Genomic DNA, 12935 nt, shown 5'->3' with positions numbered 1-12935 from the left:
ATTAGTTCTCCTCAGGATGAAACCCCTAGTTTATAAGCAGTTCGAAGACATTGCAGCCCAGAACCCGACGGCGGAGGCGCTGCGCTTTGGCGCCCGGCACCTGTCGTACGCCGAGCTGAACGAGCAGGCCAACCGCATTGCTGCCCTGCTGACCGCCGTAGAGCCGGAGCCGGCCATCATCAAGGTGCTGGTGCCCGCCAGCCCCGAGCTGGTAGCCGCCCTGCTGGGCGTGTTCAAGGCCGGCCACGTGTACCTGCCCGTTGACTTGCACTTTGCCGAGCAGCGCCTCCAGCAGATTTTCGAGGAAACGCCCGCGGCCAGCGTGCTGGTGCACCGCGCCTGGCTGCCCGAGTGGGAGGCGCTGGCCGTCCGGGTGGGGCTGGAAGCCGGCAAGCTGCTGATACTAGACGAAAACGAGGGCATTACAGTAGTGGAGCAGGGCCGGCAGGTGCACCACGCCTGGGCCGAGCTGCCGGCCGCCAACCCGGCCACGGAGCAGGACCCGGAGGACGCTAACTACCTCTTCTACACCTCCGGCTCCACGGGCAAGGCCAAAGCCATAGTGGGCATGCACAAAAGCCTGGCCCACTTTATTGAGTGGGAAGCCAAGGAGTTTGCCGCCGGACCCGGCCTGCGGGTCAGCCAGCTGATTCAGTTTACCTTCGACGCCTCCCTGCGCGACATTTTCCTACCCCTGTGCACGGGCGGCACGCTCTGCATTCCGGAGGCGGAAACCCGCGGCAACCTCACCCAGTTGGTAGAGTGGATTGACGCTGAGCAGATCCAGTTGCTGCACGGGGTACCGTCCTTGTTTCAGCAGTTGACCAAAACGGCCCAGCAGCACGAGAACAAGCAGCTGTTCCGGGCCCTGCAGTACGTGCTGCTGGCCGGGGAGCCCCTGTACGCCAAAGACCTGCACCGCTGGCGCGAGGTGTTCGGGGAAGGCATTGAGGTAGTGAACCTGTACGGGGCCACCGAAACCACCATGATTAAAACCTTCCACCGCATTACGGAGGTGCCCGCCGCCCCGGGCCAGATTCTGTCGGTGGGCAAGCCCATTGACAACACCTTTATTCTGGTGCTCAACCAGGGCAAGCTCTGCCGCATCGGGGAGATTGGCGAGGTCTACATCAAAACGCCTTTCATCACCAAAGGCTACTACAACAACCCGGCCCTGACCCGGCAGGTATTCGTACAAAACCCTCTGATTCAGGATCGAACGGATATCATCTACAAAACCGGCGACCTGGGCCGCTACGCCCCGGACCGCTCCCTGGAGATTCTGGGCCGGCAGGACCGGCAGGTGAAAATCAACGGGGTCCGCATCGAGCTCAATGAAATTGAAGAAGCCCTGCTGGCCGTGGCCGAAGTGGAGGAGGCCGTAGCCAAAACCATCAAGGATGCCGAGGGCAAGCTGCAGCTCGTGTGCTACTACACGGCCCCCGCCCCCATTGCCGACCTGCGCGAGCAGCTCATGACGCGCCTGAACGCCTACATGTTGCCCTCCTTCTTGGTGCACATGCTGGAGTTCCCGCTCAACAGCAACGGCAAAATAGATAAGGCCGCCCTGCCCTCTCCCGAGGAAGTATTGCTGGGCAGCGAGTTTGACCTGCCCCAGGAAGGGCTGGAAACTACCCTGGCCAACATCTGGAAGGCCGAGCTGGGGCTGAAGGCCATCAGCCGCGACCTGTCGTTCTACCACATGGGCGGCAACTCGCTGAAGGCCATGAAAATAGCTGGCGATATTCAGCAGCAGCTCAACGTGGAGCTCAAGCTCATGGATATCTTCGTGTATCCGACCATTGCCAAGCTGGCCGCCTTTATTGCCGAAAAGGTGCCCACCGAGGCCGGGCACCCCCTGCTGCCCGCCCCGAAGATGGCCTCCTACCCCCTCACGCACACGCAAAAGCGTCTGTGGGTCATCAGCAACCTGGAAACGGCCTCGGTGGCCTACCACATGCCCATCACCTACGCCCTGAGCGGCGCGGTGAATGCCGAGGCGCTAAGCGCTGCCTTCCAGGCCGTGCTGGCCCGCCACGAGAGCCTGCGCACCGTATTCCGGCCGGTGGAGGACGACGTGCGGCAGGTAGTGCTACCCTGGCAGCCCGGCCTGTTCACCCTGCAGCAGGAAACCGTGCCAGCTACTGCCGGCTCCGCCGAAGAAGCCGTGCGGGAGCAGGTGCAGCACTTCCAGCAGCTTCCCTTCGACTTGGTCAACGAGCTGCCCATCCGGGCCAAGCTACTGGTGGTTTCTCCCACGGAAAGCGTGCTGGTGACGGTGGTGCACCACATCGTGTTCGATGGCTGGTCGACGAGCCTGCTGCTGCAGGAGCTGACGGCCAGCTACCAGGCCCTGGCCGCGGGCCAGCCGCTGCCGGTGCTGCCGGAACTACCTGTGCAGTACAAAGACTACGCTGTGTGGCAGCAGCAGCAGCTGAAAACGCCCGCCATGCAAGCCAGCGAGGCCTTCTGGAAAGCCCAGTTTGCCACCGAAGTGCCGGTGCTGGAGCTGCCCCTGGATAAGCCCCGGCCCCTGCTCCGCTCCTACGCCGGCCGCCTGCAGGAGCACCTCATTCCCCGGGCCACGCTGGAGCAGTTCCGGGCCTTGTGCCTGGGCGAGCACGGTACTCTGTTTAATGGCCTGACGGCGGCCGTGAACGTGCTGCTCCACCGCTACTCCGGGCAGACGGATATTGTAGTGGGTACGCCGGTGGCCAACCGCGAAAAAGCGGAAATCCAGTCCGTTATCGGCTTCTTTGCCAATACCGTGGCCCTGCGCAACACCTTCAGCGCCCAGGATACGTTCCAGCAGCTGTTGGCCCGGGTGAAGCATACTACTACCCAGGCCCTGCAGCACGCCGCTTACCCCTTCGACCGGCTGGTGGAGCAGCTGCCCGCAGCACGGGAGCTGAGCCGTTCCCCCCTGTTCGATGTAGCCCTGATTCTGCACAAGGCCGAAGTCGAGGCTCAGGAAGGCGCCGCGCCAGCCACCGAGGCCCGCGAGGCAGCCGAGCTAACCGGCCACAGCAAATTCGACCTGACCTTCTCCTTCCGGGAAGTAGCCGAGGGGCTGCTGCTGAAGCTGGAATACAACACTGACCTGTTCACGGCGGCCCGCGTGGCCCGCATAGCCGGTCACGTAGAGGAGCTGCTGCACCAGGCTGCCGCCGCGCCCAGCACCACCATTCAGGCCCTGCGCTTCATTCCGGCCCCGGAACAGGAGTTGCTGCGCCGCTTTTCCCACGAAGACCTGCTCCAGCCCCTGCCCAGCGGCGAGGGTAGCCTGGTGCGCCTGTTCAAGCAGCAGGCCGCCCTGTACCCCACGAAAGCTGCGGTACAAGCCGTGGTCAATGGCACCCAGCTCACGTACCAGGAGCTGGATGAGCAGTCGGATTACCTGGCGGCCTACCTCGTGCACCAGGCCGGCGTAGAAGCCGGCGCCAAGATTGGCATCAGCACCCCGCGCAACCAGTGGGCAGTAGTGGCCATGCTGGGGGTGCTGAAGGCCGGGGCCGTGTACGTGTTCCTGGAGCCGTCATTGCCGGCCCAGCGCCTGCGCTATATCTGTGAGCATGCGGCCCTACCCCTGGTGCTGTCCTCGGGCCCGGCGCTGGCCGTCCCTGCCGGGGTGGCTACCCTGGCCCTGGAAGACGCCGTGCAGCCCAACGCCTACCCCCTGCCCGATGCCACCGCCAGCGACCTGGCCTACCTCTGCTACACCTCCGGCTCCACGGGCGTGCCCAAGGGCGTGCTCATCCGGCAGAATGCCGTGGTAAACATGGTCGACAGCGTGCCGGGCGTAGTAATCACGCCCCAGGACTGCTTGCTGAATGTGTGCTCCTTCGCCTTCGATGGCTCCGTGTTCGACCTCTACGGGGCCCTGCTGAAGGGTGCCACAGTGGTACTCATGGACGAGACGCAAGCCAAGGACCTGTACGCCTACGAGGCGGCGGTTATGCGCTACGCTATTACGGTAGCCTTCCTGCCCACGGCCCTGTTCAACGTGCTGATGGACGTGGGTTTCCCGGGCTTCGGGCAGCTCCGCCATGTGCTGATTGGGGGCGAAGCCGCATCAGGCAAGCACCTGCGCGCCTTCACGGAGCAGTTCGGGGCAGGCCGCCTGCTGAACATGTACGGCCCCACGGAAAACACGGTATACGCCACCGCCTACCCGGTAGCGGCCGACGCGCCCTACCTCACCCCGCCCATTGGCCAGCCCACGCGCAACGTGGTGGCCTACCTGCGTGATGCGCACGGCATGCCGGTGCCCGTGGGAGTGGTAGGAGAGCTGTGGCTGGCCGGCGCCGGCCTGGCCCAGGAGTACTACCGCAACGAGCAGCTTAACCAGGAGCGGTTTGGCCTCGATGCCCTGACCCAGCGCCGGGTGTACCGCACCGGCGACCTGTGCAAATGGAGCGAGGACGGGCAGCTGCTGTTCACCGGCCGCAAAGACGACATGCTTAAGATCCGGGGATTCCTGGTGGAGGTGGAGGAGATTGTGGCCGCGGCCCTGGCCCACCCCGCCGTGAAGGAAGCCGCGGTGCTTTATCAAGAGGTGGAAGGCGTGCCCGCGCTGGTACTCTACCTGGTACCCGCCCAGGAACTGGCCGACCAGGCCCTGCTCACCTTCCTCGGCCAGCGGGTGCCCGGCTACATGGTGCCCCAGTACGTGGTGCGGGTAGCTGCCATGCCCCTGAACCACAACGGCAAAGTAGACCGCCCTGCCCTGGCGGCCCTGCCCCTGGGCCCGCTCGCCGCCGGTCCGGCCGTGGCCGCCGAGTCGGCGGCGGAGAAGCTGCTGGAAGCCTGCTGGCAGGTGCTGCTCAAGAAGGATGAACTCAGCGCCACCAGCAACTTCTACGCCCTGGGCGGCGACTCCATCAAGCTTATTCAGCTGGTATCCATGCTGCGCCAGCAAGGCTACCGCTTGAACATCAAAGACTTCATGGAGGAGCCCACTATCGCCGGCGCGGCCACCAAGCTGGTAGCGGTGCTACCCGAGGAAGCCGCAGTAGAGTACACGGGCCAGGCGGGCCTCTCCGCTATTCAGCTCCGCTACGTGGATCTGGTGGCCGAGCCCTACCTCCACCACTTCAACCAGTCCGTGAAGCTGATCCGGCCCGCAGGCTTCGCGGCCGAGGCTGTGCAGACCATTCTGCAACACTTGGTGGCCCACCACGAAGGGCTGCGCGCCCAGTTCCGCAAAACCGAGCAGGGCCAGTGGCAGCAGGTAGTACCGGCCGAAAGCCCCCGCCTGACCGTGCCCGTCATCGACCTGCGCCTGGAGGCTGACCCCGAAACGGCCTTTGCCCGGCAGGCTACGGCCCTGCAGCAGAGCATGAGCCTGGAGCGGGGCGAGCTGCTCAAGGCCGCCATTTTCCGCCAGCCGGGCGAAGATGTGCTCCTGCTGGCCGTGCATCACCTGGTAGTAGATGGAGTTTCCTGGCGTATTCTCTTCGAAGACTTTGGGGTACTGTACGCCCAGTACGAGGCCGGTAGCCCCCTGGCCCTGCCCGCCCCGAGCACGGCGCTGCTGCGCGCCGCCACCTGGCAGGCCACGTACGCCCACTCGGCGGCGCTCGGCGAGGAGCAGTCCTACTGGCAGCAGGTAGCAAGTCAGCCCCAGGCGGCCCTACCCGTCGGTCAGCCCCAGGGCACCAATCTGGTCAGCGACAGTGCGACCGTGTCCTTCAAGATTGAAGCCCGGCATACGGCCGTGCTCCAGACTGCCGCCGCGCAGCTAACCCAGCTGGAGGTCCACGACGTGCTGCTGGCGGCCCTGGGCCTGGCCTGCCACCAGCACTTCGGGATGCACAACGTGCCCGTGCACCTGGAAGGCCACGGCCGCGAGGAGGTAAACGGAGCCCCCGATCTGAGCCGCGTAGTAGGCTGGTTTACCAGCATTTTTCCGGTGGTATTGCCCGCGCCGGGCCCCCAGGGCGTGCTGGCCTACGCCCAGCAGGTGCGCCGGCAGCTGCGGGCCGTGCCCCACAAAGGGCTGGGCTACGGTATTCTCAAGTACGTGGCCCAGGACCCCGTCCTGACCCAGGCGCCTCAGCCGGCCATCTGCTTTAACTACCTCGGGCAGTTTGATAGCCACATTGCCACCCAGCAGGCCGAGGATATTCGCCTGGCCCTGGGCGAGAAAGGCCGTGAAGTGCACCCGCTGATGCCCCGCTTCCACGAAATCGAGTTTTCAGGCCTGCTCTCTGAGGAGGAGCTGCACTTGTCCTTGCAATACAGCCAGGCCCGGTTTGGCCGCGCGGAAATAGAGGCGCTGGCTGCGCGCTTCTCGGAGGCCGTGGCGGCCCTGGTGGACGCCGTAACCCAGCACAGCCAGCAGCAGCTGCTACCTCTCTCCTACACCCAGCAGAATTTCTTCTCGCCCTACCGGGTGGTAGGCGAGTACTCGGAAATCGGGCCCGTGCCCTGCCCGGCCTTCAACCAGCCGGCCCTGGAGGCCGCCCTGCGGGAGTTGCAGCAGCGCCACGACGCGCTCCAAACCACCTTCGTCCTGCACGATGGGGTGCCCTACCGGCAGCTCCAGCCCCCGGCCCCGCTGGCCCTGGAGTGGGTAGATTGCCGGATGGAGCCAGCTACCCGCCGCCCGACATTGCTGCGCGAGGCGCAGCACGCGGCCCGGCAGCAGGTAACGCTGCAGCGCCCCTGGGCAGTACGGGTGCTGCGGTTCGAGGACGAGGACGAGCTGCTCATCGTGCTGTCTCACCTGATTTTTGACGGCTACTCCCAGGGCGTGCTGCAGGCGGAACTCACGGAATTGTATCAGGCGGCCCTGGCCGGAACCCTGGCCCCCAGCCCCGCTCCGGCCGCCCCAGCCTACCAGGCCTTTGTGGAAGCGCAGCAGGCCTACGTGGCCGGTCCCGAGGGGGCGCAGGCTCTTTCCTACTGGAAAAAGCAGCTGGCCGGCGCCAATCTGGCCGCCCGCCCTGCTGCTCCCCACGCCATCAAGGTGTCAACGTTTGTGCAGGGTAGCGCCCTGCTGGATTTCGAGCAGTGGCTGGATAGCCAACGGGTGATGCCCCTGGCGGCCCTACTAGGCCTCTGCCGGCGGGTATACCACCACCTCAGCGGGCAGGAAGATGTGGCGGTGGCGGTGCCAGTTTCGTTGCGGGCCCACAACCTTTACCATACCCTGGACAACCGGCAGGCCATTGGCTTCTACTCCAACATCGTGCTCAACCGCGGTGCCTGGAGCAGCCAAGACTCCCTGGCTACCCAACTCAACCAGGTGCAGGACAGCCTGGCCGCCGATTTCGGTCAGCACCAGTACCCCTACGACAAGCTCCTGCACGAGCTGCAGGCCGAGCCCGGCTTCTTCCCCGAGGTAGGCATCAACTACCAGAACTACAGCTCCCTGAAGCAGGCGGCCATCGACATCAGCGCCCAACCCGCGCCCCAGGTACTGCCCGGAGAGTGCCGCGCCGCCTGGTGGCTCGACGTCTTCCACTTTGGTAATGCGTTGCAACTCAACATGCTGTTTCATCCGGGGCAGTTCTCGGCTGAGCAGGCCCAGCAGGTGGCCGACCTATTCACCGCCGAACTAAAGCACGCCGTGCAGGCTGCCTGCGCGCCGGTACTATCCTAAGCGGCCGGACTCTATCCTTCACGCTACTTCTCTATCACAGACGCGACATGAATCTACTGAAAGGTCATTTTGGAAAATACGCGCTATTCGTAGCGCTGGGCATACTAGCGGCCGCCGGCAACACGGCCATTATCTTCATTATCAATAAAATAGTCAGCAATTCCATCCAGGGGATTATCAGCCCCAGCCGGGAGTACCTCTACCTGTTCGCCGGTAGCCTGGCCCTGTTCTTCGTCAGCCGCTGGCTGGTTTCTCAGAACATGATTTCGTTTATGCTCAGAATCCTGCGGCAGGTGCGCCTGGAGGTAGTAGAAATGGTGCTGACCTCGGCCTACCACCCGCTGATCAAAAACAAGGAGCGCATTTATACGGCCCTCACCCGGGATACGAACAACGTGGTCAACGCCTCGGTCAACGTGATTGACCTGATGACCAACTTCATCATTATTCTGCTTTGCTGCGGCTACATGGCATTTCTCTCCTGGAAGCTGCTGCTCTGCACCTGCCTGCTGATGGCCTTCACAGTGCTGATTTACACGGTAAGCGAGAAGAAAGCCCTGGCCCTGTTCGACAAGGCCATGGCCAGTGAGGACAGCTTCGTACGCCACCTGAACGAGATTCTGGTGGGCTTCAAGGAAATCAAGATTGCCCGCGCCAAAGGTACCGACATTGTAACCCGGCACATGTACCCGGCCGTGGATACGGCCTCAGCCTACAACAAAAAGGCGCTGGTCTACCACCTCAACAACCGTGTCATCGGGCAACTGGCCTTCTACGTGTTCATCGGTGCGCTGCTGCTGTTTCTCGGCGACTGGCTTTCCATCAGCGGCCCGGTGATCATCAACTTCATTTTTGTGCTGATGTACATCTGGGGGCCTATTGAGTCGGTGGTGCTGATGGTGCCCGGCCTGGCGCAGGCCCACGTATCCCTGAACCGGCTCAGCTCCCTGAAAGAGTCGTTGCAGGAAAAAGACGTGGAAGGCGAGCCGGTTGCCGCGCTCCAGCAGTTCGATAGCCTGAAGCTCTACGATGTGTCCTACCAGTACACTAGCGAGGAAGACACCCATTTCAGCGTCGGACCCAACGATTTTTCCCTGCGCCGGGGCGAGGTAGCATTCGTGTACGGCGGCAATGGCAGCGGCAAAACCACGTTTATCAACGTGCTGATCGGCCTGTTTGTGCGCGAAACCGGCCAGGTCTATATCAACGACGAGGCCCTGGAGGAAAAGAACTTTACGGCGTACCGGGCCTTGTTTGCCCCCGTGTTCAGCGACTTCCACCTGTTTGAGGAATTCTACGGAGTGGAGCACGTAAACGAAACCAAAGCCCAGGAGTACCTGCGGGTATTTGAGCTGGACAAGAAGGTAGAAATAAAGAATAACAAGCTCACTACCATTAATTTGTCGACGGGGCAGAAGAAGCGCCTGGCCCTGGTGTGCGCTATGCTGGAGCGCAAGCCCATCCTGATTCTGGACGAGTTTGCCGCCGACCAGGACCCGTACTTCCGTAAGAAGTTCTACACCGAGATTCTGGACTATCTGAAGGAGGAAGGCTTCTCGGTGGTAGCCATTACGCACGACGACAACTACTACCCGTGCGCCGACAAGCTCTATAAGATGAATTACGGCAAGCTCGAGAGTGTAACCAAAGTGGAAGCCCTGAACGCGGCGTACGTGTAAGGGGTGCTTAAGCCCTTGCGCCGCCTGCCCCCGCTGGCAGGTGGTGCAAGGCACGAGCACCAGCCCCCGCGCGGTTAGAGCCGGGAGCGGTGCCCGCTACCCTCGCCTTTGCCCGGCGAGGCAACGACAAACCCTGATTAAACCTTACGGATATGAAAATTATAGCGCTGCCGTTTGCCGGCGGCTCCAGCATTTCTTACCAGTCGCTGAAGCAATACTTCACCCAGCCGTACCCTGTGGAAGTGCTGGAGTACAGCGGCCGCGGGTACCGGGCGGGGGCCCCCTTGCTCACGAGTATGCAGGCCGTAGTAGACGACCTATTCCCGGTTTTACTACAAAAAATCAGTGCCGATGACGACTACATCCTCTACGGACACAGCATGGGTGCCCTGGTAGGACTGCTGCTGTGCCGCCAGCTGCACGCGCAAGGAGAAGCCCTGCCCAAGCGCCTGATTGTATCCGGCAAGGCCGGCCCCGCGGCCCGGCACACCAGAAACGTCATCCTACATACGGTAAGCAAAGAAACCTTCTGGGATGAGGTGTTCAGCATTGGCGGTACGCCGCAGGAGCTAAGCGAGTCCCGTGATTTCCGGGAATACTTTGAGCCGATTCTACGCGCTGATTTTCAGGCCGTAGAAACGTTTTGCTACGAGGCCTCTACCCCGCTGCCCATTCCCATTCAGGTGCTGTACGGCGACAGTGAGGGCCTGGACGTGGCAGTAATTGAGAAGTGGCAGGAAGAGTCCCTGTTGCCCATCAGCCACCGGGCGCTGCCGGGCAACCACTTCTTCATTTTCAATAATGCCCAGACCGTGGCCTCGCTGATTGAAACTGGGGCCATGCTGTGAACAGCGGCCCGGTCCGGTGAGGGCACCCTTCCTTTTGTACTTGTTGGATTACATCTCCCCCAGATCATGATAAAGGTACTGTACTCATGCTTTGAGCGAAAACTCACGGCCCAGGAGCTTGCTACCTATGTAGCAGTGTTTCCAACCAGCATCAGAAATAAGATTCTCAAGTTTCAGCGGTGGCAGGATGTGCAGGCGTGCCTGTACGGCAAGCTGCTGCTGCTGAAAGGGCTTGAGCAGTTCGGTATTGCTCCTGATTTGGAAAAGCTGCAGTACACCGCCTATAGCCGCCCTTACATTGATAAAAGCATAGACTTTAACATCTCTCACTCCGGCTGCTACGTCACGTGCGTTCTGAGCGATTCGGCCAAGGTAGGCATTGATATTGAGCAGGTAAATTCCATCCCGATTGAGGATTTCGCCTGCTATATGCTCCCCGAGGAGTGGGAGAAGATTACCCGCGCCAGCAACAAATACTACGAGTTCTATGAGTACTGGACGAGAAAGGAATCCATTATTAAGGCCGACGGCAGAGGCCTGAGCATTCCACTGGAGGAAATAGTGGTCAGCGGCAATCGGGCCGTAGTAGAAAATGCCACGTGGTACTTAAAGAAAATCAAGCTGGTGGATGAGTACATTGTGCATGTGGCGGCAGATGCCGAAGAAATAGAGCCGGTTATCTGTAAAGTGGAGCTGTAGCACCACCGGCGGGCGCTGGCTCTGGGGCAGTACAGGAGTGCCCGCACAGCTCATACGCGGCCAACAGTGGCAAAAGCACCGTGTTGCCCGGGTAGCCGGAAGCACAAGCTTGGCTTCCGGCCAGTGAATTACAAAAAGATACACCCCCGGTGCGGAGGCCTCTTCTTGAAAAAAGAGTGCCCCGCACCGGGGGTGTATAAGTACTGTGCAATGGGGTTGTGGCAGCCGAAGCGGCCAGCCCGGCGCGCTTACAAAGCCAGGTGTCAGCACCGGTAAAGCCAAGAGGATACCACCTGGCCAGAATGATAATAGCCGCGAGCCGCGAGCATGAAGCGCATGGCGTATGAGCGGCTGCGGCAGCCGTGGGGCAGTGCCGGTACTGCCTATAGTTGTCTCGCCACAGGTTGACCCACTGCTACGTAGGGTATTGTAAAACAGCAGAATATGGCACCTGGGTCAGCAAGCGCCACTGGTATTACCTTTTGCTCCCCATCATATTTTTGTTTAAAACATCAAAAAAATTAGTGCGGTATGTGTCTCCCAAAGGAACATACGCTTTCATATCCTTAAGAAGAATCTGGTTGCTATCCAGAGCTTTGATATTCTTAATGGAAACGATATAGGACTTGTGTACACGAATAAATTGTTTCGCTGGTAAGCGGCCTTCCAAGTCCTTTATATTTAGCAGTGTAATTATGCGTTCCTCCTTTGTATAAAGTGATACGTAATTTTTTAAGCCTTCTATATAAATAAGGTCGTCAAAATTTACTTTTATCATCTTGCCTTTGTTTTCTGTTTTCACAAACAGAAAATCATCTTCTTTTTCAGATTGTTGCCAATCAGAATTGCTGACAAGCGTATTGTTGAGCGCCTTTTGCGCCGCCTTGAGAAAACGCTCGAAGGATATGGGCTTAAGCAAATAGTCCAATGCATTATGCTCGAAACCGTATACTGCGTATTCGCTGTAAGCTGTTGTTAATACTACCTGGCATTTGTCTTTTAAGATAGGCATCAACTCAATGCCGGATATCTGCGGCATGTTGATATCTAGAAATATTAAATCGATGCTCTGAGTGCGAAGAATCTGCAACGCCTCCAGCGGGTTAGTGGTACTACCTACCAGGTTGAGGAAAGGAGTTTTCTTTATGTAATTGATCAATAGATCAATTGCACCTTGTTCATCGTCTATTACAAAGCAAGAGAGCATGAGATTACAGTTTTAAATGGAGTACACAGGTGTAAAAGTCTAGTTCGTCTTTCAGCTCAAGGGTATGAGCATTCGGGTACTTTATAGCTAGCCTCTTCTTCGTGTTTTCTAAGCCTAGGCTGGTTGATTTCTCCTTTTTGCCATTGCGCTTTTTATTGCGACTAAAGAACGTGAGATTATCATTTTCAACGGTTATACGAATAATAAGTGGGTGCTCAGGATCTAATAAATCGCCATGTTTGAAACTGTTCTCAACAAAGGTGATTAACAGCAGAGGAATAATCATTCTAAATCCTAAGTTGCCCGTTATTTCTAATTTAATCTGCCATGAGTTGTTAAATCTTAATTGGTTCATTTCTATATAGTTCTTCAAATGCTGAACCTCTTCTTCTAACATTACCTTTCCTGACGCATCATCTCTAAGCGCGTAGCGCATAATATCGGATAGTAGCAAGATGCCGTGAGCTGCTTTCTTTGAAACAGGATACACTTGCGAATACAATATGTTTAATGAGTTGTATAAAAAATGAGGATTTATCTGATTCCTGAGATTGTTAATTTCTAGCTCTTTCAACGTTGTTTCAGTTTCGCGTAAGAGCTGCTCTTTTTCTATGCGTATTTCTGCCAATTTTCTTCTTTGCCGCTCGGTAGAGATAGAATGGACGGCAAAAAAGTATCCTAAGCTTAGGAGAAAAAAATACCCGCCTCGCCAGATTGACTGAGCTAAAAACAATCTGTTATTTGTAAACGGATATTGCATTTTAGAAGGTAATAAAGCTAATAGGTATGATACAACGAAATAACGCAAAGCAATAAATATTAAGAATAATATAATAATAGAAACTATCAGGTGGAAATACCTTCGCTTTACCAAGTAAGATGGAAGAATAAATAAG

The 12935-nt window shown here is 58.8% G+C and carries 6 protein-coding genes; 4 read left to right on the top strand and 2 right to left on the bottom strand.

What is annotated here, in order from left to right; translation table 11 throughout:
- Nucleotides 1–16: 16 nt before the first annotated feature.
- From K3G63_RS21365 to K3G63_RS21350, 4 genes are all read left to right on the top strand, one after another.
- A complete protein-coding gene (locus tag K3G63_RS21365) occupies nt 17–7606 on the top strand; it encodes a non-ribosomal peptide synthetase (RefSeq protein WP_220616182.1) in 7590 nt (2529 codons plus the stop codon).
- A 47-nt stretch (nt 7607–7653) separates the two neighbouring features.
- On the top strand, nt 7654–9285 hold the full coding sequence (locus tag K3G63_RS21360; RefSeq protein ID WP_220616181.1) for a cyclic peptide export ABC transporter: 1632 nt from the start codon (nt 7654–7656) through the stop codon (nt 9283–9285).
- Between the two features lie 152 nt (nt 9286–9437).
- Nucleotides 9438–10133 carry a thioesterase II family protein gene (locus tag K3G63_RS21355; protein ID WP_220616180.1) on the top strand — a complete coding sequence of 232 codons (696 nt, stop codon included), beginning with the start codon at nt 9438–9440 and terminating at the stop codon, nt 10131–10133.
- A gap of 66 nt (nt 10134–10199) precedes the next feature.
- Nucleotides 10200–10832 carry a 4'-phosphopantetheinyl transferase superfamily protein gene (locus tag K3G63_RS21350; RefSeq protein ID WP_220616179.1) on the top strand — a complete coding sequence of 211 codons (633 nt, stop codon included), beginning with the start codon at nt 10200–10202 and terminating at the stop codon, nt 10830–10832.
- 475 nt (nt 10833–11307) lie between these two features.
- Here the strand turns inward: K3G63_RS21350 and K3G63_RS21345 are convergent, their stop codons facing one another.
- Together K3G63_RS21345 and K3G63_RS21340 are read right to left on the bottom strand one after the other, a co-directional pair.
- A complete protein-coding gene (locus K3G63_RS21345) occupies nt 11308–12039 on the bottom strand; it encodes a LytTR family DNA-binding domain-containing protein (protein ID WP_220616178.1) in 732 nt (243 codons plus the stop codon).
- A gap of 4 nt (nt 12040–12043) precedes the next feature.
- Nucleotides 12044–12847, bottom strand: coding sequence for a sensor histidine kinase (locus K3G63_RS21340; RefSeq protein WP_220616177.1), 804 nt, complete (start codon nt 12845–12847; stop codon nt 12044–12046).
- Nucleotides 12848–12935: the final 88 nt, after the last annotated feature.

This window comes from Hymenobacter sp. HSC-4F20 (assembly GCF_019599275.1).
GTDB lineage: Bacteria > Bacteroidota > Bacteroidia > Cytophagales > Hymenobacteraceae > Hymenobacter.
This window is presented reverse-complemented; position numbering and strand designations above follow the sequence as displayed.